The organism is Blastococcus sp. SYSU D00868 (genome assembly GCF_054050575.1).
On record NZ_JBJGZO010000024.1, the window covers coordinates 26,781 to 50,021 of the forward strand.

General features: G+C 74.6%; 22 protein-coding genes. 8 read left to right on the plus strand and 14 right to left on the minus strand.

The annotated features are described in order from the left end of the window. Position 1 precedes the first annotated feature (1 nt). The 4 genes from ACI79F_RS18090 to ACI79F_RS18105 all read left to right on the plus strand — a co-directional run bounded on the left by ACI79F_RS18090 (position 2) and on the right by ACI79F_RS18105 (position 3,991). The gene (locus tag ACI79F_RS18090; protein ID WP_456546477.1) at positions 2 to 652 is read left to right on the plus strand and encodes a DUF3000 domain-containing protein; all 651 of its coding nucleotides are present in this window, start codon (positions 2 to 4) and stop codon (positions 650 to 652) included. 49 nt (positions 653 to 701) lie between these two features. After that, the gene (locus ACI79F_RS18095; protein ID WP_456546520.1) at positions 702 to 1,952 is read left to right on the plus strand and encodes a ribonuclease D; all 1,251 of its coding nucleotides are present in this window, start codon (positions 702 to 704) and stop codon (positions 1,950 to 1,952) included. Positions 1,953 to 2,064: 112 nt separating this feature from the next. Then, on the plus strand, positions 2,065 to 2,475 hold the full coding sequence (locus ACI79F_RS18100; protein WP_456546478.1) for a response regulator: 411 nt from the start codon (positions 2,065 to 2,067) through the stop codon (positions 2,473 to 2,475). 214 nt (positions 2,476 to 2,689) lie between these two features. Beyond that, complete coding sequence (locus ACI79F_RS18105; RefSeq protein WP_456546479.1) at positions 2,690 to 3,991, plus strand: sensor histidine kinase; 1,302 nt, start codon at positions 2,690 to 2,692, stop codon at positions 3,989 to 3,991. A 151-nt stretch (positions 3,992 to 4,142) separates the two neighbouring features. Here ACI79F_RS18105 and ACI79F_RS18110 read toward each other — a convergent pair whose 3' ends face one another. The 3 genes from ACI79F_RS18110 to ACI79F_RS18120 all read right to left on the minus strand — a co-directional run bounded on the left by ACI79F_RS18110 (position 4,143) and on the right by ACI79F_RS18120 (position 7,397). Further along, positions 4,143 to 5,426 carry a sugar ABC transporter permease gene (locus ACI79F_RS18110; RefSeq protein WP_456578928.1) on the minus strand — a complete coding sequence of 428 codons (1,284 nt, stop codon included), beginning with the start codon at positions 5,424 to 5,426 and terminating at the stop codon, positions 4,143 to 4,145. After that, positions 5,426 to 6,226 (minus strand): ATP-binding cassette domain-containing protein, encoded by an 801-nt coding sequence (locus ACI79F_RS18115; RefSeq protein ID WP_456546481.1) that lies wholly within the window; start codon positions 6,224 to 6,226, stop codon positions 5,426 to 5,428. The genes ACI79F_RS18110 and ACI79F_RS18115 overlap by 1 nt, the downstream gene beginning before the upstream one ends. Before the next feature lie 70 nt (positions 6,227 to 6,296). Continuing rightward, the gene (locus tag ACI79F_RS18120) at positions 6,297 to 7,397 is read right to left on the minus strand and encodes a sugar ABC transporter substrate-binding protein (protein ID WP_456546482.1); all 1,101 of its coding nucleotides are present in this window, start codon (positions 7,395 to 7,397) and stop codon (positions 6,297 to 6,299) included. Positions 7,398 to 7,681: 284 nt separating this feature from the next. Between ACI79F_RS18120 and ACI79F_RS18125 the strand changes: the two genes are divergently transcribed. After that, positions 7,682 to 8,905: a thiolase family protein gene (locus tag ACI79F_RS18125; RefSeq protein WP_456546483.1), complete on the plus strand. Its 1,224-nt coding sequence runs from the start codon at positions 7,682 to 7,684 to the stop codon at positions 8,903 to 8,905. 5 nt (positions 8,906 to 8,910) lie between these two features. Then, positions 8,911 to 11,004: a 3-hydroxyacyl-CoA dehydrogenase NAD-binding domain-containing protein gene (locus tag ACI79F_RS18130; RefSeq protein ID WP_456546484.1), complete on the plus strand. Its 2,094-nt coding sequence runs from the start codon at positions 8,911 to 8,913 to the stop codon at positions 11,002 to 11,004. 501 nt (positions 11,005 to 11,505) lie between these two features. Here the strand turns inward: ACI79F_RS18130 and ACI79F_RS18135 are convergent. The 7 genes from ACI79F_RS18135 to ACI79F_RS18165 form a co-directional block, all read right to left on the minus strand. Then, the gene (locus tag ACI79F_RS18135; protein WP_456546485.1) at positions 11,506 to 11,808 is read right to left on the minus strand and encodes a thiamine-binding protein; all 303 of its coding nucleotides are present in this window, start codon (positions 11,806 to 11,808) and stop codon (positions 11,506 to 11,508) included. Next, positions 11,805 to 13,733 carry a 1-deoxy-D-xylulose-5-phosphate synthase gene (dxs, locus tag ACI79F_RS18140; RefSeq protein WP_456546486.1) on the minus strand — a complete coding sequence of 643 codons (1,929 nt, stop codon included), beginning with the start codon at positions 13,731 to 13,733 and terminating at the stop codon, positions 11,805 to 11,807. Before dxs ends, ACI79F_RS18135 begins: the two co-directional genes overlap by 4 nt. A 118-nt stretch (positions 13,734 to 13,851) precedes the next feature. Next, the gene (locus tag ACI79F_RS18145) at positions 13,852 to 14,229 is read right to left on the minus strand and encodes a hypothetical protein (RefSeq protein WP_456546487.1); all 378 of its coding nucleotides are present in this window, start codon (positions 14,227 to 14,229) and stop codon (positions 13,852 to 13,854) included. Between the two features lie 46 nt (positions 14,230 to 14,275). Next, positions 14,276 to 14,503: a DUF4177 domain-containing protein gene (locus tag ACI79F_RS18150; RefSeq protein WP_456546488.1), complete on the minus strand. Its 228-nt coding sequence runs from the start codon at positions 14,501 to 14,503 to the stop codon at positions 14,276 to 14,278. Positions 14,504 to 14,738: 235 nt separating this feature from the next. Beyond that, on the minus strand, positions 14,739 to 15,206 hold the full coding sequence (locus ACI79F_RS18155) for a DUF732 domain-containing protein (RefSeq protein WP_456546521.1): 468 nt from the start codon (positions 15,204 to 15,206) through the stop codon (positions 14,739 to 14,741). Positions 15,207 to 15,605: 399 nt separating this feature from the next. Then, positions 15,606 to 16,865 carry a class I SAM-dependent RNA methyltransferase gene (locus ACI79F_RS18160; RefSeq protein ID WP_456546489.1) on the minus strand — a complete coding sequence of 420 codons (1,260 nt, stop codon included), beginning with the start codon at positions 16,863 to 16,865 and terminating at the stop codon, positions 15,606 to 15,608. Between the two features lie 55 nt (positions 16,866 to 16,920). Next, positions 16,921 to 18,960, minus strand: coding sequence for an APC family permease (locus tag ACI79F_RS18165; protein ID WP_456546490.1), 2,040 nt, complete (start codon positions 18,958 to 18,960; stop codon positions 16,921 to 16,923). A gap of 154 nt (positions 18,961 to 19,114) precedes the next feature. Between ACI79F_RS18165 and ACI79F_RS18170 the strand changes: the two genes are divergently transcribed. Beyond that, the gene (locus ACI79F_RS18170) at positions 19,115 to 19,783 is read left to right on the plus strand and encodes a potassium channel family protein (protein ID WP_456546491.1); all 669 of its coding nucleotides are present in this window, start codon (positions 19,115 to 19,117) and stop codon (positions 19,781 to 19,783) included. Beyond that, entirely contained in the window at positions 19,783 to 20,451 is a 669-nt protein-coding gene (locus tag ACI79F_RS18175; protein ID WP_456546492.1) for a potassium channel family protein, read from the plus strand. Before ACI79F_RS18170 ends, ACI79F_RS18175 begins: the two co-directional genes overlap by 1 nt. Here the strand turns inward: ACI79F_RS18175 and ACI79F_RS18180 are convergent. The 4 genes from ACI79F_RS18180 to ACI79F_RS18195 are packed head-to-tail and all read right to left on the minus strand — an operon-like array spanning position 20,448 to position 23,240. After that, on the minus strand, positions 20,448 to 21,344 hold the full coding sequence (locus ACI79F_RS18180; protein WP_456546493.1) for a DUF3159 domain-containing protein: 897 nt from the start codon (positions 21,342 to 21,344) through the stop codon (positions 20,448 to 20,450). The two genes, ACI79F_RS18175 and ACI79F_RS18180, sit on opposite strands and share 4 nt — an antisense overlap. Next, positions 21,341 to 21,718: an OB-fold nucleic acid binding domain-containing protein gene (locus tag ACI79F_RS18185; RefSeq protein WP_456546494.1), complete on the minus strand. Its 378-nt coding sequence runs from the start codon at positions 21,716 to 21,718 to the stop codon at positions 21,341 to 21,343. The genes ACI79F_RS18180 and ACI79F_RS18185 overlap by 4 nt, the downstream gene beginning before the upstream one ends. Then, positions 21,715 to 22,506, minus strand: a complete 792-nt coding sequence (locus ACI79F_RS18190; protein WP_456546495.1) for an alpha/beta hydrolase family protein — start codon at positions 22,504 to 22,506, stop codon at positions 21,715 to 21,717. The genes ACI79F_RS18185 and ACI79F_RS18190 overlap by 4 nt, the downstream gene beginning before the upstream one ends. Then, entirely contained in the window at positions 22,503 to 23,240 is a 738-nt protein-coding gene (locus tag ACI79F_RS18195) for a DUF3710 domain-containing protein (protein WP_456546496.1), read from the minus strand. The genes ACI79F_RS18190 and ACI79F_RS18195 overlap by 4 nt, the downstream gene beginning before the upstream one ends. Between the last annotated feature and the right edge of the window lies 1 nt (position 23,241).

Below are 23,241 nucleotides of genomic sequence, written 5' to 3' on the forward strand. Positions count from 1 at the left end.
CGTGGAGCCACGCAGCCTGGCCGGGCGCCCGGGAGAGGGCCCCGGCGAGGGACCGGCCTCCGGCGAGGAGCCGCCGGCGCACTTCCGCGCCGCGCTCGAGGCCCTCGCCGGTCTGCAGGTGCGCCCCGAGATCCTCGTCGAGCGGATCCCCGCGCCGCAGCGGCTGGCCCCCTGGGCGCACGCGCTGGGGGCCCGGATCGGCGACCCGGACGCGGCCGAGGACGAGGACCCGGAGGAGATCGCCAGCGGCCGGTTCATCGTGCTGCACGACCCCGCCGGGCACGCGGCGTGGGACGGCACCACCCGCTGCGTGGGCTTCCTGTCCGCCGAGACCGACGAGCACCTGGTCGACGACGCGATGTTCTCCGAGGTCGCCTGGAGCTGGCTGACCGACGCCCTCGCCGAGGCCGGGGCGACCTACCACGCCCTGGGCGGCACGGTGACCCGCACCGCGTCGACCCGGTTCGGGGACCTCGCAGGGCCCGAGCACACCGTCGACGTGGAGATCCGCGCGTCCTGGACGGCGGAGGACACGGCCCTGGACCGGCACCTGGCCGCCTGGCTCGAGGTGATGGGCAACGCGGCCGGGCTGCCGCCGCCCGGGGTGCACCTGCTGGGTCCCACCGGACCGGCCGGGGGCGGGACTCTCTAACATCGGGGGGCCGGACAGACGACGACGAGGGCGAGAAGGTGACCCAGTCCTGAGCACCGAGCCCCTCGAGACCGGGCCCGCCGCCGAGGCGGAGGAGACCGCTCCCCCCGCCACCCCGCTGCTGGCCCCCCGCGACGGGCTCCCCGCGGTCATCGACACCTCGACCGCGCTGGTCGAGTACGCCGAGGCCCTGCGGGCGGGCAGCGGGCCGGTCGCCGTCGACGCCGAGCGCGCGTCCGGCTACCGGTACGGGCAGCGCGCCTACCTCGTGCAGCTGCGCCGCGCCGGCGCCGGGACGGGGCTGATCGACCCGGTCCCACTGCCGGACCTGTCCGTCGTCCAGGACGCCATCGCCGACGCCGAGTGGGTGCTGCACGCGGCGAACCAGGACCTGCCCTGCCTCGCCGAGATCGGGCTCGTGCCGCGCCGGCTGTTCGACACCGAGCTCGCCGCCCGCCTGGCCGGGCTGCCTCGGGTGGGTCTGGCCGCCGTCGTCGAGTCGCTGCTGGGCTACTCGCTGGTGAAGGGCCACTCGGCCGCCGACTGGAGCACCCGCCCGCTGCCCGAGGAGTGGCTGGTCTACGCCGCCCTCGACGTCGAGGTGCTGGTCGACCTGCGCGACGCGCTGGCCGCGCTGCTCGAGGAGCAGGGCAAGACCGAGTGGGCGCGGCAGGAGTTCGAGGCCGTCCTCGCCGCCGGCCCGCCCGCGCCGAAGCCGGACCCGTGGCGGCGGACCTCCGGCGTGCACGGGCTGCGCAACCGCCGCCAGCTGGGCATGCTGCGGTCGCTGTGGCAGGCCCGCGACGACCTGGCCCGCAAGCGGGACGTCGCCCCCGGCCGGGTGCTGCCCGACGCCGCGATGGTCTCCGCGGTGCAGGCCGACCCGCAGACCGAGGGCGCGCTGCTGGAGCTGCCGGTCTTCCGCGGCCGCGCCAACCGCCGCCTGGTCGCCACCTGGTTCGGCGCGCTGGCCCGCGGCCGCGCGCTGCCCGAGGACGAGCTCCCGCCGCACAGCCGCCCCGGCGAGGGGCCGCCGCCGGTGAACCGCTGGGCCGACCGCGACCCCGCGGCCGCCACCCGGCTGCAGGCGGCCCGCACCGGCCTGGCCGAGCTGTCGACCAAGCACGACGTCCCGGTGGAGAACCTGCTCTCCCCCGACCTGGTGCGCCGGCTCATGTGGAGCCCGCCCGAGCCGCGCGACGCCGCCTCCCTGGCCGCCGCGCTGCGCGCCGGGGGCGCCCGCGACTGGCAGGTCGAGCTCACCCGCGACCTGCTCACCGACGCCGCCGGCCGCGCCTGACCGCTGCTCCCGAGTGGCCGGGTCCGGCTCCGGCGAGGAGGCTCGGACGGGCGCCGTGCCCAGGTCGTGGGGACGGCGCTGCCGATCCGGTGCCCGGGAGCGAGGGGCGGTCATGATCAGGGTCATGGTCGTGGACGACAACGACCTGGTCCGCGATGCCCTCGTGGAGCTGCTCGACTCGGCGCCGAGCCTCTCGGTGGTCGCCGAGTGCAGCGACGGCGAGGAGGTCCCGGAGGCCGCCCGGCAGGCCCGCCCCGACGTCGTCCTCATGGACATCGCCATGCCGCGGGTCGACGGGCTCGAGGCCGCCCGCCGGCTGCTGCTCGAGGACCCCGGCTCCCGCGTCGTCGTGCTGACCGGGAGCCTCACCGTCGACCACGTCCGCCGGGCCCACGCCCTGGGCGCCGCCGGGTTCCTGCTCAAGGACGGCAACCCGGCGGAACTGCTGGCCGCGATCCGGACGGTGGCCGAGGGCGGCACCGCCTGGAGCGCCTCCGCGGAACCGCACCTGCCGCCGAACTGAGCGCACGGGCCGCTCACCGTCCGCAGGCAGACGCGCATGCCTCGTGACGACGCGGCGGCGGCGCCGGCCGCGCGTCCGGTCCGCCCGTCCGATCGGGCCGCGGCCGCCGCCCGGGCGCTCATACTCCGCGGACGTCGGTTCCCGGCGTCTCGGACACGCGCCCGGCGGGGGGAGGATGCGACGACGACTCGGCCGGCTCCCGGGCCGCAGCCGCATGACCCTGCGCCGTGAGCTCGTCGCGTTCGTCACCGTGGCCCTCGTGGCGCTGTTCCTCGTCGCCGCGGGCACCTACCTCCTCGCCGGCCGGATCGCCCGGGACCGGGCGCTGCGCGAGGCCGAGGGCACCGTCACCCGGCTGGCCGACGTGCTCATCGAGCCGCTGATCTCCAACGTCCTCGACGGGGAGGAGGAGGACCTGCGCGACCTCGACCAGGTCGTCGCCATCCGGCTGAGCGACGGGTCCATGACGAGGATCGTGGTCTGGGAGGCCGACGGCGAGGTCGTCTACTCCAGCGACGAGGACCTCCGCGGCCGGCGGATCCCGCCGAGCCCGGAGCTCACGGCGGCGATCGAGGGCCGGGTGAGCTCGGACATCGACGAGGAGCCGGAGACCGAGGGGCCCGGCCAGGAGGCGGGGTCGCAGCTGGAGGTGTACGCACCCCTGGACGCCGGCGACCGCCGGCTCGCGCTGGAGGCCTACTTCGACACGGCGATGGTCGAGGAGGACGCGGACCTGCTGCGCTGGCAGGCCGTGCCCCTGGCGCTCGGGGCGCTGATCGTGCTGCAGCTGCTGCAGTTCCCCATCGCCGCGTCCATGGGGCGCCGGCTCAGCAGCATCGAGGCGGAACGGACCGAGCTGATCCGGCGGCACTTCGCGGCGTCCGAGCGGGAGCGGCGGGCGATCGCCGCCGACGTGCACGACGGCCCGGTGCAGGACCTGGCCGGGGTCAGCTACGGGCTGGCGGGGCTGCGGCCGCACCTGCAGGGCCGCCAGCAGGCCTCCCTGGACCGGATGGTGACCGCGACCCGCAACGCCGTCGCCTCGCTGCGCCGGCTGATGACCGACATCTACCCGCCCGACCTCAGCGGCACGGGCCTGCCGACGGCGATGGACGACCTCGGCACCAAGCTCCGCGAGGACGGCGTGGAGGTGGAGGTCGAGGCCGAGACGCTGCCGGCGATGGACTCCGCCTCCGCCGCGGTGCTCTACCGGACCGCCAAGGAGGCGCTGACCAACGTGCACAAGCACGCGGGCGCGACCCGGGTGTGCGTCCGGCTCGAGGCCGCGGAGGTCGCGAGCGGGCCGGCGGTGCGGCTGGTGGTGGAGGACGACGGCGTCGGGCTGCCCGGGGACGGGGACGGCCGGCCGGACCCCGGCGAGGGCCACCTCGGGCTGCGCCTGGTGCACGAGCGGATCGAGGAGGCCGGCGGCACCGTCACGCTGCGCGGCGGGGCGGAGGGCGGGACGGTGCTCGAGGCCGTCCTCCCGGTCGCCGCCGAACTCCCGCCGTCCTGACTCCGCCCGCCTGGCCGGGCTGCCCCGGGTGGGCCTGGCACCGACGCCGCCGGCCGCGCCTGGACGCGCGACGGCCCCGGCGCGAACGCCGGGGCCGTCTGCGGCCGGTGCCCGCGCCGGCGGCGAGGAGTCCTCGCCGCCGGCGCGGGCCCTAGCGTCCTGTGGCGGCGGTCCGCCTCCGGGCCAGGGCGTCGACGCTCGCCGCCAGCAGCAGCACCGCGCCGGTGATGACGAAGTTCAGCGCCGCGGAGGTCTGCAGCAGACCGAGGCCGTTGTCGATGATCGCGATGACCAGGCCGCCCAGCACGGCGTCACGGACCCGGCCGCGACCGCCGAAGAGGCTCGTCCCGCCGATCACAGCCGCTCCGACCGCGTAGAGCAGGGTGTTCCCACCGCCGGAGCCCGGCGTGACCGAGCTCAGCCGGGCCGCCGCCACCAGGCCGCTGACGGCGGCCATCGTGGAGGAGAGCCCGAACACCAGGACGCGGATCCGGGTGACGCTGATGCCGGCGCGCCGCGCCGCCTCGGCGTTGCCGCCGACCGCGTAGACGTGCCGGCCGAAGGTCGTCCGGCCCAGCAGGAACGTCAGCAGGAGCAGGCAGACGACGACCACGGGGACCGCGTACGGGATGCCCTCGAGGTCGACCAGCGGGGAGAGCGCCCGGTCACTGTTCATGATCCCGGTCAGCGCCAGCACCACGACCGCGATCACCGCGATGCGGGCCCCGACGACCGCGAGCGGCTGGGAGGCCAGCCCCCGGGCACGCTGCAGCCGCCAGCGGTTGAGCTGCACCGCCGCGTACAGGGCGATGACGACGAAGGCGAGGATCCACCCCGCGGTCACCGGGATGTACTCGTTGACCAGCCCCCGGATCACCGGCTCGCGGATCGGCACGGTGCCGCCCTGGCCGATGATCCACAGCGTCACGCCCTGGAAGCCCAGGAAGAGGGCCAGGGTCACCACGAACGACGGGATCCCGATCAGGCCGACGAGCATGCCGGTGACCAGCCCGATCACCAGGCCCGCGAGCAGGGCGGCGAGGATCGCGACGGGCCACGACACCCCGGCCTCGGCCAGCAGCTGCGCCGAGATGGCGGCGCACACGCCGCTGACCACACCGGCGGACAGGTCGATGTCCCCCAGGAGGAGGACGAAGACCAGCCCCATCGCCAGCAGGGTGATCGGCGCCGCCTGCACCAGCAGGTTGGTGATGTTCAGCGGCGTCAGGAAGGTCTCGGGCCGCAGCGCGAAGAACAGCACCGTCAGCACGACGATGCCGAGCACGGCCGGCAGCGCCCCGAGGTCGCCCCCGCGCACCTTGTCGACGTAGCCGCGGATGGCGCCGCCGAGGCTCTCGTCGGGCCGGTCGGCCTCGAAGCCGGACGGCGCCGCGCCGGGCTCGAGGGAGCTGGTGGAGACGGTGGTGCCCGCCATCAGATGGTCACCTCCGCGGCGGCGGCGGGCGCGATGCCGATGCTGCCGGAACGGCCGGCGGTGATCAGCTCGACGACCTGCGCCCGGTCGACCGTGTCGATGGGCACGTCGGCGGCCATCCGCCCCAGGTAGAGGGCGGCCACCCGGTCGGAGACCTCGAAGACGTCGACCATGTTGTGGCTGATGAAGACGACCGCGTGTCCGGTGTCGGCGAGCCGGCGGACCAGGTCGAGCACCTGACGGGTCTGGGCGACCCCGAGTGCGGCGGTGGGCTCGTCGAGGATGACGACCTTGGACTCCCAGAGCACCGCCTTGGCGATGGCCACCGTCTGCCGCTGGCCACCGGAGAGGCTGGACACGAGCTGGCGGACCGACTTCAGCGTGCGGACCGACAGCCGCGACAGGGTGTCCCGGGCCGCCTGCTCCATCGACGCCTCGTCCAGCAGGATCCCCCGCTTGCGCTCGCGGCCGAGGAACATGTTCTGGACGACGTCGAGGTTGTCGGCGAGCGCGAGGTCCTGATAGACGACCTCGATGCCGAGCGCGGCGGAGTCGCGGGGCCCGGAGATCGTGACCGGCTGCCCCTCGAAGAGGATCTCGCCCCCGTCGATCGGGTGGATGCCGGCGATGGACTTGATCAGCGTGCTCTTCCCGGCGCCGTTGTCACCGACGAGCGCGGTGACCTGACCGGGATAGACCTTCAGGTCCACGCCGTGGAGGACCTGGATGGCGCCGAAGTGCTTGTCGACGCCGCGGAGCTCGAGGATCGGGGTCTGGGCCCCGGCCTGCGGAACGGTCATGCGGAGATCCTCCTCTGGACACGCACTCGGGGCGCCCCCCATGAGCCGGAGGACGCCCCGAGTGTCGGGATCACTGGATGCCGAGCTCGCTGCACGCAGCGGCGTACTCGCCGGTGCAGAGCTCCTCGGCCGTCACCTGACCGTTCTCGGTGACCTCCGTGACGTTGTCCCGGGTGATGCTGATCGGGTCGAGCAGCACCGACGGCACGTTCCGGCCACCCTCGGCGTCCTCGGACTCGCCGTTGACGATGTCGGGCTGCTCCTCGCCGTTGATCAGCGAGATGGCCAGCTCGGCGAGGGCGTTGGCCTCCTCGGACGCCGGCTTGAACACCGTCATGCACTGACGGCCGGCGAGGATGTTCTGCAGGCCCTCGACCGAGGCGTCCTGACCGGTCACCGGCACCTGGCCGGCCTGGCCGTTGCGCTCCAGGGTCTGGATCGCGGCGTTGGCCAGCGTGTCGTTGGCCGCGTACACGCCCTGGATGTTGCCGCCGGTCTGCGTGTACATCTGCTCGAAGATCGTCGCGGCCTGGTCCGGGTCCCAGCCGGGCACGGCCTGCTCGGCGATGTTCGTGTAGGTCGGGACCGCGTCGAGGACCTCGTGCGCGCCGCTGGAGAACAGCGTGGCGTTGCTGTCGTCGGGCGAGCCGTTGAGGTAGGCGATGTTCGCCTGCACGTCGCCGAGGCAGGCGGCCAGGCCCTCGCCCTGCAGGCGGCCGACCTGGGCGTTGTCGAACGAGACGTAGTACTCGGCCGAGCCACCCAGGGTGAGCCGGTCGTAGTCGATCGTCAGGACGCCCTGCTCCGCGGCGCGCTCCTGGATCTGCGCGCCCGAGGCGTTGTCCAGGTTGACGATCGCCAGCACGGTGACGCCAGAGGTGATCATCTGGTCGGCGATCGTGGCCATGCGCTGGGCGTCGCCCTCGGCGTTCTGGATGTCGTAGTCGATGCCGGCGTCCTCGAACGCCTGCTCCAGCAGCGGGCGGTCGAAGGCCTCCCAGCGCGGCGAGGACTCCGTGTCGGGGAGGATCACGCCGATCCGGCCGGCGGCCTCGCCGCCACCACCACCGCCGCCGTCACCGCCGCCGTCGCCGTCGTCGCCGCCGCAGGCCGCCAGGCCGAAGACCAGCGAGGCCGCCAGAGCCGTCATCGTGATGCGCCGTCGCGCCATCAATCTCCACCAATTCCGTCGGGTGATCGGCACGTTGCCGGCGGCCAATATGCGCTTGCTGTCACATAGTTGACAATCGACGCATCTGGTCGTTGCCGGACCGTGACCTCGCCTCGCGCGCGTCCGTCCGCACGGCGAGCGGGAGGGCTCCCACCGGTGACCGGCGGGCAGTTCGCCCTCCTGGGGGGACGCGTCCACGTGCCGGCTCGACCCGGCGGTTACCAGCGGGTAACTTGAGCGCGGTCGGCCGCTACCGGCCGGTAACCACCTGCTGCGGAGGTCCTGTGTCACTGGAAGAGCGGCGGCCACGCTCGCTGCGCGAGGTCGTCTTCGTCGACGGCGTGCGCACCCCCTTCGGCAAGGCCGGCCCGAAGGGCATCTACGCCGAGACGCGCGCCGACGACCTTGTCGTCCGCGTCATCCGCGAGCTCCTGCGACGCAACCCGTCGCTGCCGGCCGAGCGGGTCGACGAGGTCGCCATCGCCGCGACCACCCAGACCGGCGACCAGGGCCTGACCATCGGCCGCACCGCCGCCCTGCTGGCCGGGCTGCCGAAGTCGGTGCCCGGCTACGCGATCGACCGGATGTGCGCCGGCGCGATGACCGCCGTGACCACCACCGCCAGCGGCATCGCGTTCGGCGCCTACGACGTCGCCATCGCCGGCGGCGTCGAGCACATGGGCCGCCACCCGATGGGCGAGGGCGTGGACCCCAACCCGCGGATCGTCAGCGAGAAGCTGGTCGACCCCTCCGCGCTGGTCATGGGCTCCACCGCCGAGAACCTGCACGACCGCTTCCCGCACCTGACCAAGGAGCGCGCCGACGCGTTCGCCCTGGCCAGCCAGCAGAAGTACGCCAAGGCCGTGGCCAACGGGCAGATCGGCCCGGAGCTGGTCACCGTCGCGACCCGGTCGCAGCAGAACGGCTGGGGCCTGGCCACCGTCGACGAGCCGCCGCGCCCGGGCACCACGCTCGAGCAGCTCGCCACCCTGAAGACGCCGTTCCGGCCGCACGGGCACGTGACCGCCGGCAACGCGGCCGGCCTGAACGACGGCGCGACCGGCTGCCTGCTGGCCGCCGAAGAGGTCGCCGAGGAGCTCGGCCTGCCGGTCGGCATGCGGCTGGTCGGTTACGGCTTCGCCGGCGTCGAGCCCGAGGTCATGGGCATCGGCCCGGTGCCCTCGACCGAGAAGGCGCTGGCCCGCACCGGCCTGTCGATCGACGACATCGGCCTGTTCGAGCTGAACGAGGCCTTCGCCATCCAGGTGCTGGCCTTCCTCGACCACTTCGGCATCGCCGACGACGACGAGCGGGTCAACCCCTGGGGCGGCGCGATCGCCGTCGGCCACCCGCTGGCCTCCTCGGGCGTCCGGCTGATGACGCAGCTGTCGCGGCAGTTCGCCGAGCGCCCCGACGTCCGCTACGGCCTGACCGCGATGTGCGTGGGCCTCGGCATGGGCGCGTCCGTCATCTGGGAGAACCCGAACTGGGAAGGGGCTGCAGCCTGATGGCCATGCCGACTGGGAGCGCGACCTTCGAGAACGAGGTCGTCACCGAGGCCCGGGTCCGGTTCCTCGCCTACCCGGGCCTGGCCGGGGAGATCGCGCTGATCACCCTGGACAACGGCCACGACCACACCCGGCCTTCGACCTTCGGCCCGGGCGGGCTCGCGTCCCTCGACGCCGCGCTGGACGAGATCGCCGCCCACACCCCGGCGCCGGCCGCCATCGCCGTCACCGGCAAGCCGTTCATCTTCGCCGTCGGCGCCGACCTCTCCGGCGTCCCGTCGGTCACCGACGCGGCGACGGCGCGGGAGATCTCCGAGACCGGCCACCGGGTCTTCCGGCGGCTCAAGGACTCGGCGATCCCGACGTTCGCGTTCGTCAACGGCGTGGCGCTGGGCGGCGGCCTGGAGCTGGCCCTGCACTGCCACTACCGGACCATCAGCGGCGGCGCCGCGGTCGCGTTCCCCGAGGTGTTCCTCGGGCTGGTGCCCGGCTGGGGCGGCACGCAGTTGCTGCCGAACCTCATCGGCATCGACCCGGCCGTCACCGTGATCGTCGAGAACGCCCTCGCGCAGAACAAGGTGACCGCGGGGCCGAAGGCGGCGGGGCTGGGCATCGCCGACGCGCTGTTCGAGCCGGCCGACTTCCTCGAGCGGTCGCTCGAGTGGGCCGTCGGCGTGCTCGACGGCTCGGTGGCCGTGCAGCGGCCCGAGGTCGACCGGTCGGCCTGGGACGCGGCGATCGAGCGGGCCCGCGGCATCGTCGCCGGGCGCACCCGCAACGCCTCCCCCGGCGCCGTCCGCTCGGTCGAGCTGCTCGACCTGGCCCGCAACGGGGTGGACGGCGACGCCTTCACCGCCGGCACCGCCGCCGAGGACGACGCCCTCACCGACCTGCTCATGAGCGACGAGCTGCGCGCCGGGCTGTACTCGTTCGACCTGGTCAACAAGCGGGCCAAGCGGCCGGCCGGCGCGCCGGACAAGGGCCTGGCCCGCAAGGTCACCAAGGTCGGCGTCGTCGGCGCCGGGTTGATGGCCTCCCAGCTGGCGCTGCTGTTCGTCCGCCAGCTGAAGGTGCCCGTCGTCCTCACCGACATCGACCAGGCCCGCGTCGACAAGGGCGTCGGCTACGTGCACGGGGAGCTCGACAAGCTGGCCCAGCGCGGCCGGCTGAACGCCGACAAGCTCAACCAGCTCAAGGGCCTGGTCACCGGCTCGCTGTCCAAGGACGTCTTCGCCGACGCCGACCTCGTCATCGAGGCCGTGTTCGAGGAGATGTCGGTCAAGCAGCAGGTGTTCGCCGAGGTCGAGGCCGTCGTGTCGGCCGAGTGCGTGCTGGCCACCAACACCTCGGCGCTGTCGGTGACCGAGATGGCCGCCAAGCTCGAGCACCCGGAGCGGGTCGTCGGCCTGCACTTCTTCAACCCGGTGGCGGTGCTCCCGCTGCTGGAGGTGGTGCGCGCCGAGCGGACCGACGACGCCACGCTGGCCACCGCCTTCGCCGTCGGCAAGGCGCTGAAGAAGTCCTGCGTGCTGACCGCCGACGCCCCGGCGTTCGTGGTGAACCGGCTGCTCACCCGCTTCCTCGGCGAGGTCACCTCGGCGGTGGAGCAGGGCACCCCGGTGGCGGTCGCCGACCGCGCGCTGGACCCGCTGGGCCTGCCGATGTCGCCGTTCGACCTGCTCACGCTCGTCGGCCCGCCGGTGGCGCTGCACGTCGCCGAGCGGATGCACGAGGCCTTCCCCGACCGGTTCACCGTGGGCGAGGGCCTGCGGCGGATGGTCGAGCTCGGCAAGTCGTCGGTGTACAGCGAGCCCGGCGTGGTCGACCCCGACCTGGCCGGCATCGACGCCGGCGACTCCCCGCTGACCGAGGACGAGGTCCGCGAGCGGGCGGTGCGGGCGCTGGCCCAGGAGATCCGGCTGATGCTGGACGAGGGCGTCGTGCAGGCGGTGCAGGACATCGACCTGTGCATGCTGCTGGGCGCCGGCTGGCCGTTCTGGCTGGGCGGGATCAGCGCCTACCTGGACCGCACCGGCGTCAGCGAGGCCGTCACCGGCTCGCGGTTCCTGCCGAAGGGCGAGGCCTCGCTGCCCGCCTGACGCCCCGGCCGGGATCAGGTCACCTGATCGTCGAGCGTCCTCCCTCGCGGTGCACCGTGAGGGAGGACGCTCTGCGGTGAGGGAGGACGACGGCCCGGGCCCCCCAGCGTCGAGGGACCCGGGCCGTCGTCCGTCCCCGGTCCAGTTGCGCGGCCGGGACGGACTCTGCGGGCGTTCTCCCCACCCTGCCGGCGCTACAGGACCCGCATCGTCCGGAGTACACCCGCAGAGTGACGGCCGTGAGTCCGCCGTTGTGCGCTTGGCCACCTCCTCGGCGGCTTCCTGCGTGGAGACGTGCACACTCGCCGCCCGTGCCACGGGTCTACGGCGGTCGGCAGGCACCTCGCGGCGGTTGTCCCCGACCTGCCGGCGGACAGGACCCGCATCGTCCGGGGAACACCCGCGAGATCGGCGCCCCCGGCGGGCGGTGCCGCGGCGGGTCGGTCACCACCGCTCTGCAGCACGGCACCCGCGACGGCACGGCGGCACCGCCGCGGGCCGTCAGCGGAACTTGCGGGTGAGGCTGTCGATGTCGCGCTGCACCGAGGCGATCTTGACGTGCGACAGGCCGCCGTTCGCCCCGGCCAGCATCATCGCCTCGTGCGCGGCGCGCAGGGTGTCCCAGACGGCGTCGGCCTCGCCCTCCAGCGTGGTGCCGAGCGCGCCCACCTCGTAGCGCAGCCCCGACCCGGCGATCACCGCGATCGCGGCCTCGACGTGCGCGTGCGGGTCCTCGCGGGTGCCGGGTGGCGAGGGCGCCACCTGGATCTCGGCGATCACCCACTCGCCGGTGGGTCCCGTCACTGCTGCGCGCCGTCCAGCGGCTCGACCACCCGGTCCGCGTCGTCGGAGGCGCGGTCGGCGAGCACCGCCGTCCACTCCACGACCCGGCGGGCCACGTCCTGCTCGGTCAGCCCCGCGTCGGCGAGCACCTGCCCGCGGCTGCCGTGGTCGAAGAACTGCTGGGGCAGGCCGAGGGTGCGCACCGGCACGTCGCACTGCCGGTCCTGCAGCACCTGGGTGAGCGTGGTGCCGACGCCGCCGGCCCGGCCGCCGTCCTCGACGGTGACCACGAGCCGGTAGCCGGCGGCCAGCGTCGCGAGGTCGTCGGACACCGGCAGCACCCAGCGCGGGTCGACGACGGTGACGTCGACGCCGTGGTCGGCGGCGCGCTCGGCGACGGCCAGGCACATCGGCACCATGGAGCCGACCCCGACCAGCAGCACGTCCCGCCGCTCGCCGCGGCGCAGCACGTCGACCGGCCCGCGCCGCTCGAGCGCCGGCAGGTCCGGCGGCAGCGCACCCTTGGGGAAGCGGACGACGGTCGGCCCGTCGGTCACCGCCACGGCCTCGCGCAGCGCCTCCCGCAGGGTCGCCTCGTCGCGCGGCGCGGCGAGTCGCAGGCCGGGCACCACGGAGAGGATCGACATGTCCCACATGCCGTTGTGCGAGGCGCCGTCGTCGCCGGTCACCCCGGCCCGGTCCAGGACGACGGTGACCGGCTGGCGGTGCAGCGCCACGTCCATGAGCAGCTGGTCGAAGGCGCGGTTGAGGAACGTCGAGTAGACCGCGACCACCGGGTGCAGCCCGGCCATGGCCATGCCGGCCGCGGAGGTGAGCGCGTGCTGCTCGGCGATGCCGACGTCGAACGTGCGCTCGGGGAAGCGCTCGGCGAACGGCGCGAGCCCGGTCGGGTGCAGCATCGCGGCGGTGACGGCGACGACGTCGGGCCGCTCGCCCCCGATCCGCACCAGCTCGTCGGCGAACGCGTCGGTCCAGGCCAGGCCGGTCTTGCGCACCGCCGCGCCGCTGTCGGGGTCGAACACCCCGGTGGCGTGCCAGGCGTCGATCTGGTCGGTCTCGGCCGGCGGGTAGCCGAAGCCCTTGGTGGTGACGGCGTGCACGATGACCGGCCCGCCGAAGGACCGCGCCCGCCGCAGCGCCGACTCCAGGACCTCGACGTCGTGCCCGTCGACCGGCCCGACGTACTTCAGCCCCAGGTCCTCGAACATGCCCTGCGGCGACAGGACGTCCTTGAGGCCCTTCTTGATGGCGTGCAGCGCGTCGTAGAGCGCCGAGCCGAGCACCGGCGCGCGGTGCAGCGCGTGCCGCACCTGCAGCAGCGCCTGCTCGTAGCCCGGCCGCAGCCGCAGCGAGGCCAGCGCGTCGGCGACCCCGCCGATCGTCGGCGAGTAGGAGCGGCCGTTGTCGTTGACCACGATGACCACCGACCGGTCCCGGGCCGAGGCGATGTTGTTCAGCGCCTCCCAGGACATGCCGCCGGTGAGGGCGCCGTCGCCGACCACGGCGGCGACCGGGCGGGCGTCGCCGCGAATGGCGAAGGCCTTGGCCAGGCCGTCGGCGTAGGACAGCGCGGTGGAGGCGTGGCTGTTCTCCACCCAGTCGTGCTCGCTCTCGCTGCGGCTCGGGTAGCCGGAGAGCCCGCCGCGCTGGCGCAGCCGCTCGAAGTCGTCGACGCGGCCGGTCAGCATCTTGTGCACGTAGGCCTGGTGGCCGGTGTCGAAGACGATCGGCTCGCGCGGGGAGTCGAACACCCGGTGCAGCGCGATGGTCAGCTCGACCGCGCCGAGGTTGGGGCCCAGGTGCCCGCCGGTGCGGGCCACGCTGGTCACCAGGGCGTCGCGGATCTCCGCGGCCAGCGCGGGGAGCTGGTCGGCGGGCAGGGCCCGCAGGTCGGCGGGACCGCGGAGCGAGCGCAGGAGCGACACGAGGTGGTCAGCGTCCTCTCTGTCGGCGACAGGGCAGGGGCAACGCGGACGCCGCCGTCGCACCACTGTATCCGCGACCCACCGCACCTTCCGGTCGAGCGACCCGACTGGATGCGGGTCACAACCGGGGCACCCAGCGCTCGCCGCGCAGCGCCGCAGCGACGGCCGAGACCGAACGCGCGGCCGCGGCCAGCCGGGCGCCCTCCCGCTCGTAGGCGGTCATCGCCGCCTCCATCGCGTCCGCGGGCAGGTGGTCGCCGAGCTCGACCCGGACGGTGCGCCACCCGGCGCGGGCGGCCTCCAGCCCGGCGGCCACGTGGTCGCGGGCGAAGCGCGCGAGCAGCACGGGGTAGCGCCGCAGCACCTCGTGCGCCCGGTAGTCGGGCGGCACGAGGTCGAACAGCCAGGCCACCGCCGTCCGCTCCCAGTCCGGGGCACCCGGCGGCCGCACGGCGTCGGGCCAGCCGGGCGGCAGGCGGTCCTCGGCGGCGTCCACCGCACCATGATGCCCCAGAGGTCGAACGCGTGTTCGACCGGCGCGCCTACTCGACGGGGCGCTTCAGCCAGAACTGCTCGAAGCCCCAGGTGCCGGCGCCGCTGGAGTGGTAGCTGACCAGCTCCCACCCCTCGCCGCCGAGCCGGTTGAGCACCGAGCTGGTGTCCCCCGCCTGCCGCTCGAGCTTGCCGCCGGGGAGCTTCACGCTCACCCCCGCGCGCTCCGAGACGGCGTCGTTGGCCGTGATGACCGAGGCGTACTCCCAGGTGGTCACCCGTCGACCGTAGCCGGACACCGGCCCGCGCCCGGCATCGACCGGGTCAGCGGCCGGGCGCTGCTCCCGCCGACGTCGCCGGCCAGGCATCGATCAGCGGCGGCTGCCAGCAATATGGTGCGCGGGACCGCGACCGGATCAGGAGACGACGCCGGTAGCGATCCAGCCCTGGACTTCGAGCGCCCGGAGCGTTGCCAGGAGCTCGGCAGAGTTCGACATCGCCTCCGCCGCGTCGCTAGAGCTGGCCCTCAAAGGCTGGGCAGAAGGATGCAACCGCCGACCCGACGAGCGTCGCTGCGGCGTCGTAGGGAACGTTGTCCGGGCCGTTCATGAGTTCGACGCCGATCGTGTAGATGTCCCCACGGCCGGACTCCAGATAGACGCAGACGCCACGGCCGGCGAGCAAGAGGTCCTCATCGCTGTAGGTACCCCAGTACGCGTCCGTCCCCATGACCATCAGGTAGGCCTGCTCTTCGAGGCTGTGGCCGTCGGCCGAGGGCATAGGCGGCGCTGCTGGAGGGTCGGACCAGGACGTCTCGGCTGGCGGCTCGAACGTCATCTCCTCCTCGACGGAGGGAGCTGCGGCGGTGATCGTGACGGTGGGAGACGCCGCCGCCTCGGGAGTTCTGTCGTCCTTCGCGGTGACGACCATGGCGGTCAAAAGCGCGGCGACCATGAGCCCGGCAAGGCAGCTCAGCGTCATCACCGCGACGCGCAGCCCGCGGTGCGGGGGGCGCTGCGGCGCAGGCATGTATCCGTGCAGGATTCCACTCCGATCCGGTACCGACTGTCTCCGGTTTCCCAGTGTGCGGATCTTGCTTCCGGTTCTCCATGGCGCAACGGTCAACTCACTCGTTGGTGGTGTGGCATGCCGACCCTCGCCGCTCGAGAAGCGCAACGCGGCTGCTCCGCGTGCGGGCGGCGTCTTCCATCACGCCGCCATGCGGGCTACGAGCGGCGGCCGTCCGGGAGGAGCGGGAGGGCTTGGGGGTTTCCGCCGTTGCCTCTCGTGCACCCATCCGGGCATCCGTGCGGCATCAGCTCATGCCCAACCGCTTCACGACCCACTTGTCGGGATAGCTCGAACCGATCGTCCTGCCGCTCAGCGCCCTTGGTGGTCAGGCTCGAGCAGGGCCACGCACTCCACGTGCGCGGTCATCGGGAAGGCGTCGAAGCCGCGCAGCCCGGCCAGCCGCCAGCCCTCGGCGGCGAACACCGCCACGTCCCGGGCCAGCGCGGCCGGGTCGCAGGCCACGTAGACCACCGCCCGCGCGCCGGAGCCGGCCAGCACCCGGCTGACCGCCGCCCCGGCACCGGCCCGCGGCGGGTCGAGCACGACCACCGACGGCCGGTCGCCGAGCCCGGCCAGCAGCTCGGCCAGCCCCTCAGCGTCCACCTCGCCCTGCCACACCTCGGCCTGCGGCAGGCCGGCGAGGTTGGCCTCGGCGGCCGCGCAGGCCCCCGGGTCGGCCTCCACGCAGACCACCCGGCCCGCCGCACCCACCGCCGGCGCCAGGGCGCCGCCGAACAGGCCCGCGCCCGCGTACAGGTCCAGGACGGTCTCCCCCGACCGCACCGTGGCGTACCCGGCGACGGCGGACACCAGCGCGTCCGCGGCGGCCGGGTGCACCTGCCAGAAGCCGGTGCCCTCGACCTCCCAGTCCCGTCCGCCGGCGGTGCGCGCGGCCCGGGAGGCCGGCTCCTCGGGCAGGTCGCCGCCGGGGCGCAGGACGCGCGACGAGGTCGGCACCCCGCGCCGGTCCAGGCGGGTGGTGGTGACCTCCCCCGCCGAGTCGATCGCGACGTCCACGGCCCCGGCGCCGGGCCAGCGTCGCTGCAGCACCGCGGCGGCGGCCGGCTCGATGGTGATCGGGCAGTCGGCGAGCGCGATGACGTCGTGCGAGCGGTGCCGGCGCAGCCCCGGCTCCCCGCCGCGGTCGACGGCGAAGCGGGCGCGCGAGCGCCACCGCAGCGGCCCGCCCGGCAGCTCCTCGACGACCAGCCCCGCGACCACCGGGTCCTCGCCGAGCCCGGCGAGGCGGCCCAGCTGCTCCCGGACGACGGCCGCCTTGAGCCGGTGCTGCTCGGCGAAGTCGACGTGCTGCCAGTCGCAGCCGCCGCAGCGGCCGGGGCCGCTGTACGGGCAGGGCCGCTCGACCCGGTGCGGCGAGGCCTCGAGCACCTCGACGGCGTCGGCCCGGCAGTAGCCGGGCTGGCGGTCCTCGGTCACCTCGACGACGACCCGCTCCCCCGGCAGGGCGTGCCGGACGAACACGACGCGGCCCTCGTGCCGGGCCACGCAGTGCCCGCCGTGCGCGACCGGGCCGACCGCCACCTCGAACCGGCGGCCGGTCCAGCCCATCCCCCGGTCCGGCCGGGTCGCGCGGGGCGCGGGGCCGGCCGGTCGGCGCCGCCGGTCAGCCATAGGGAGTGGCGTCCGCGTCGTCGGTGATGCCCCGGCGCAGGTCGCCCGGCGCGGGCCCGCCGCGGCGTCCGTCGTCCTCCCCGCGCCCGACCGAGCTCTCCAGCTGCCAGGGCACCGTGGTGATCATGACGCCGGGCTGGAACTGCAGGCGGGCGCGCAGCCGCAGGGCGCTCTGGTTGTGCAGCAGGTTCTCCCACCAGTGGCCGACGACGTACTGCGGGACGAACACCACCACCAGCTCGCGCGGGCTCTTGCGGCGCACGGCCTTCACGTAGTCGACGACCGGCCGGGTGATCTCCCGGAAGGGCGACTCCAGCACCGTCAGCGGCACCGGGATGTCGTAGCGCTCCCAGTCCGCCTGCAGGCCGCGCAGCTCGGCGTCGTCCACGTTGACCGTGAGCGCGGTCAGCACGTCCGGGCGGGTGGCCCGGGCGAAGGCGAGCGCCCGCAGCGTCGGCTTGTGCACCTTGGAGACCAGCACGATGGCGTGCACGCGGCTGGGCAGCAGCCGCGAGTCGGTGTCCGGGACGAGCTGCTCGGAGACGTGCGAGTAGTGCCGGTTGATCGCCCGCATGAGCACGAACAGCACCGGCATCACCAGCAGGACCAGGTACGCGCCGCGGGTGAACTTGGTGACGATGATGATCAGCAGGACGACGGTGGTCAGCGTGCCGCCGATCGTGTTGATCGTCTGCGACCGGCGGATCCGCCGGCGCTCGGCCGCGTCGGTCGTCGTCCGCAGCTCGCGGTTCCAGTGCCGCACCATGCCCCACTGGCCGATGCTGAAGCTGGTGAAGACGCCGACGATGTACATCTGGATCAGCCGGTTCGGGTCGGCCTCGAACGCCACGATCAGCAGCGCCGCGAACCCGGCCAGCAGCAGGATGCCGTTGCTGTAGACGAGCTTGTCGCCGCGGGTGTGCAGCTGGCGCGGCATGAAGCGGTCCTGCGCGAGCACCGAGCCCAGCAGCGGGAAGCCGTTGAAGGCGGTGTTGGCCGCCAGGATGAGCACCAGGGCGGTGAACGCCTGCACGTAGAAGAAGCCGACCGAGGTGTCCCCGCCGAAGGTGGCCGCGGCCAGCTGCGCGATGACGGTGCGCTGCGGCTCGGTGTCGCAGTTCGCGAAGCCCTCGAGGTCGCAGGCGTTCTCGGCGTACTTGACGTCGGCCAGCAGCGCCAGCGCCGTCACCCCGGCGAACATGGTCGCGGCGATCCCGCCCATCAGGGCGAGCGTGGTGGCGGCGTTCCGGCTCTTCGGCGGCTTGAACGCGGGGACGCCGTTGGCGATGGCCTCCACCCCGGTCAGGGCGGTGCAGCCGGACGCGAAGGCGCGCAGCGCGAAGAACACCAGCGCCAGGCCGGCCACGTTCTCGTAGCCGGGCTCCGGGGTGATCGACCACGCGGCGCTCTCGGCGCGCACCGGGTCGTCGGTGAAGAAGTCGCGGATCAGGCCGGTGACGATCATGACCATGATCCCGGCGACGAACAGGTACGTGGGGACGGCGAAGGTCTTGCCCGACTCCCGCACGCCGCGCAGGTTCGCCGCCGCCAGGACCGCCACCAGGCCCAGCGCGATCGCGACCCGGTGCTCGTCGAGCGCCGGGAACGCCGAGATGATGTTGTCGGTGCCGGCGGAGACCGACACGGCGACGGTGAGCACGTAGTCCACGAGCAGGGCGCTGGCCACCGTGAGCCCCGCGAACTGCCCGTGGTTCTTCATCGCAACCTCGTAGTCGCCGCCGCCGGACGGGTAGGCGCGCACCACCTGGCGGTAGGACAGCACCACGGTCGCCAGCAGGACGACGACGCCGACGGCCAGCCACGGGGCGAGGAACAGGAACGCCGTCCCGGCCAGGGTGAGGACGATCAGCACCTCCTGCGTGGCGTAGGCCACGGAGGACAGCGGGTCGCTGGCGAAGATCGGCAGCGCCAGGTACTTCGGCAGCAGCGACTCGCCGGCGCGGTCGCTGCGGACCGGCCGCCCCAGGACGAGCCGTTTCGGGAGTTGTCCGAGGTCGGACAGCGATGGCACGGCGGCGATGGTACGGAGCGCGGGGCCCGCCGTGCCCCGACACCGCCCGTGAGAGGGAGGACACCTCGACGGGCCGCCCCGACGCCCCGCGCGGGTGTAGCTTCGCGCGCGGTACGGGCGAGGGCCCGCACGGCGAGATCCGGGGAGCGACAACGTGCACGTGGTCGTCATGGGCTGCGGCCGCGTCGGCTCGGCCATCGCGCGGCGGCTGGAGGAGGTCGGCCACAGCGTCGCGGTGATCGACCAGGACCCGGAGGCGTTCCGCCGCCTCGGTCCCGACTTCGCCGGCCGGCAGGTCACCGGGCTCGGCTTCGACCGGCAGACGCTGCTCGACGCCGGCATCGACTCCGCCGGCGCCTTCGCCGCGGTGAGCAGCGGCGACAACTCCAACATCATCAGCGCCCGGGTCGCCCGCGAGACGTTCGGCGTGCAGCACGTCGTCGCCCGCATCTACGACTCCAAGCGCGCCGAGGTCTACGAACGGATGGGCATCCCCAGCGTGGCCACCGTGCCGTGGACGGTGAACCGCCTCCTGCGCGAGCTGCTCTCGGTCAAGGTCAACGAGCTGTGGCGCGAGCCCACCGGCCAGGTGCTGATGCTGCGGGTGACCGTCACCGACGCGTGGGTGGGCCACAAGCTCGTCGAGCTGGAGAAGGCCACCGGCGCGCGGGCGGCCTGGCTGGTCCGGTTCGGGCAGGCGCAGCTGGCCACGTTCGGCACGGTCCTGCAGGACGGCGACCAGCTCGTCCTCGCCGCGACCGACGCGATCACGCCGAAGGTGCACGAGATCGTCGAGCGCGGGCCCGAGGGAGGGCAGGACTGATGCGCGTCGCCATCGTCGGCGCCGGCGCCGTGGGTCGCTCCATCGCCGGCGAGCTGCTGAGCAACGGGCACACCGTGATGCTCATCGAGAAGGACCCGCGCAAGGTGCGCACCCGGGCGGTGCCGGGCGCCGAGTGGGTGCAGGCCGACGCCTGCGAGGTCTCCTCGCTGGAGGAGGCGCAGCTGGCCACCTGCGACGTGGTGGTCGCGGCCACCGGCGACGACAAGGCCAACCTGGTCGTCTCGCTGCTGGCCAAGACCGAGTTCGCGGTCAACCGCGTCGTCGCCCGGGTCAAGGACCCGCGCAACGAGTGGCTCTACACCGAGGCGTGGGGCGTGGACGTCGCCGTCTCCACCCCGCGGGTGCTGGCCGCCCTGGTCGAGGAGGCCGTGACCGTGGGCGACGTCGTCCGGCTGATGTCCTTCCGCAAGGGCGCGGCCAACCTGGTGGAGATCACCCTGGCCGAGGACACCCCGTGGGTCGGCCGGCCGCTGCGCGACGTGCCGCTGCCCCGCGAGACGGTGCTGACAGCCGTGCTGCGCGGCGACCGGGTCATCACGCCCAGCCCGGACGAGCCGCTGGAGGCCGGTGACGAGCTGCTGTTCGTCACCCACGCCGACGTCGAGGAGCAGCTGCAGGAGGTCCTCTCCGCGGCCCGCCCCGTCTAGGAGGCCGAGCCCGTCTCCCGGACCGCCGGCCCCGGTCCGGCCGCCGGGGGCTGCGCCGGCGCCGAGCGGTGGCGGTGCAGCCGGGCGACGACCCACAGGGTCACCGCGACCTCGACGACGGTCACCGGGATGCCCAGGAGCAGCGACACGACGCCGAGCACCGTGGCGTCGCCGTCCTCGCTCTGGAAGTACAGCGGGCCGGTGATCGCCGCCCGGACCAGGAAGACGACGCCCCACAGCACGGTCAGCCAGCCGTAGGCACGGACCAGGCGGGGGTCGTCGCGCCAGTGGCACTCCGCCTCGGGGTCGGCGGCGCGCTCGCCGGTGTGCGGGTCGCGCTCGCCGGGCCGCAGCGCCGCCGAGGCACGGTGCAGGCGGCCGCGCAGCCCCGGCGGGTGCGCCGCGTGCGCGGCCATCGCGCCCAGGTGGCTGGGCGCCAGGAACTCGGCGATCACGCCGACCAGGGGCCAGCGGACGACGACCGACCCCAGCAGCACGACCCCGATGGCCGCGTTGCGGATGATCCCGATGACGTAGAAGTCGCGGGCCTGCCCGGAGTAGGCCGCGATCGCCACGGCGATGCCGACGGCGAACAGCCCGCTGAAGGCCTGCTGCACGCTCTCCCGCCGCACCAGGCGGAGCAGGAAGACCAGGACGGCGGCGCCGATCGCGCTCCAGATGCCGACCCGCAGCCCGCCGAGCGAGTTGGCGACGATGAACGCCACCGTCGGCAGGGTGGCGTCGACCATGCCGCGCCAGCCGCCCAGCTGGTCGAGCACCAGGTGCCGGTCGAACACGCCGGCCCGCGTGGCGGCGACCGCCTCCTCCGGACCGGGCCGCTCCTCCCCCGCCGCGCCCTCCGCGGGGCGCTCGCTGCCGGCCGCAGCCGTCACCCGAGGCCCAGCTCGTACCAGGGGTTGTAGATGACCTCACGCCCCTCGAAGGAGCCGAACCGGCCCCGCGCGGTGAGCGTGCGCCCGGGCTCGATGCCGGGGATCCGCCGGCGGCCCAGCCACACCAGCGTCACCGAGCCGGAGCCGTCGAACAGCTCCGCCTCGAGCGTGGGCACGGTCTCGCGCGGGGTGTAGACGACCGACTTCAGCCGGCCGGTCACGGTGACCACCGCGCCCTTGCGGCAGGCGCTGACGGCCTCGCAGCCGGTGTTGGCCACCTCCTCGCGCAGCAGTTCCGCGTCGCGGGTCTGGTCGTCGGCGGTGAGCCGCTGGAGGGTCCGGGTGAACCAGCCGGCCGGCCGGGTCTCTGTCACGGCTCCAGGGTAGTCCCGCCGGCGCGCCGGTCGCGGCGGGTCCGCAGCCAGTCCCGGGCCGTCGCCCAGGCCGGGCCGGCCGGGTCGATCAGCACCATGTGGTCGCCGGGCACCGGCCGCACCTGCACCCGGTCCCCGGCCTGCGCGGCGGCCGCCGCGTAGCGCTCGCTCTGCTCGGGCGGGACGACGTCGTCGCCGGTGCCGTGCACGCACAGGACGTCGGCGCCGGTGGGCAGCAGCCGCACCGGGTCGGCGAGGGCGAGCAGCTCCGGGGTGGGCGGCCCGCCGAGGAACTCGCGCACCGCGCCGCGGCCCAGGCCCTGCGCGTCGGCCCGCCCGAGGTCGAGCACCCCGGCCTGCAGGACCGCGGCGGCGACCCGCACCCGCGGGCCGGCGCCCGGCGACCCGGCGGGCAGCAGCGCGCGGCCGGCGGCCCAGGCGGCGAGGTGACCGCCGGCGGAGTGGCCGACCACGGCGACGTCGCCGAGGTCGAGCCCGTGCTCCTCCGCCAGGCCGGGCAGGGTGTCCAGGGCGGCGGCGACGTCCGCCACGGTCGCCGGCCAGCCCCCGCCCGCGCCGACCCGGCGGTACTCGACCGCGACCGCGGCGAAGCCGGCCGCGGCCAGGTCGGCGGCCAGCGGGCGGGCCAGCTCCACGCCGTAGGCGGACCGCCAGAAGCCGCCGTGCAGCACGACGACCACCGGCGCGGGGCCGGCCGGGGCGGCGCCGGGGAGCGTCAGCTCGAGGAACTGGTCGGGGTGCGGCCCGTAGGCGACGGTCGTGCTCAAGCCTGCGGCGGGGTGGCCGGGCGGGCGGCGTCCGGTCCCGGCTGCTGCCGGGCCTGCTGCCGCGCGGCCTGCTGGGCCGCCACCTGGGCGGCGGCCTGCGGCGGCAGGGTGAGCGGGAGCTGCTCGCGCACCGGCATGGGGTCGGTCCCGCGGACGACGACGATCCCGCGGAAGACGTCCTCGAGCGGGGCGGCGGCGCCGGGGTCCTCGGCGGCGGGGCCGCTGATCATCCCGCGTAGGAACCAGCGCGGGCCGTCGACGCCGAGGAAGCGGGTGGCCCGGCGCACCGGGGCCGGCGCGGCCTGGCCCTGCGGCGCGGCGGGCGTCACCCGGACGTGCCCGGCGAGCTCGGGCCCGAACGGGCCGTCGACCTCCTTGAGGCTGCCGCCCTGGCCCGAGGCGCTGCGCGCGAGGTCGGCGCGGACGTCGTCCCAGATGCCGGTGGCCCGGGGCGCGGCGAACGCCGACACCTGCAGCAGCGAGTCGCCGTAGCGCAGGGTGGCGCCGATGACCTTCTGCTGCTGGTTGACGTCGACCCGCAGCTCCATGCCACCCACCGCGGGCAGCCGCAGCGAGCCGAGGTCGATGCGGCTCCGCCCGTCGTCGGGGGCGTCGGCCGCGTCGTAGGGGCCGGTGGTCTCCTCGACCTCGCGGATCCGGATCTGCGGCTCGGGCGGGACGCCCTTCTCCCGCAGGCTGCGGTCGATCCGGTTGCGCCGGCGTCCGAACGGCATC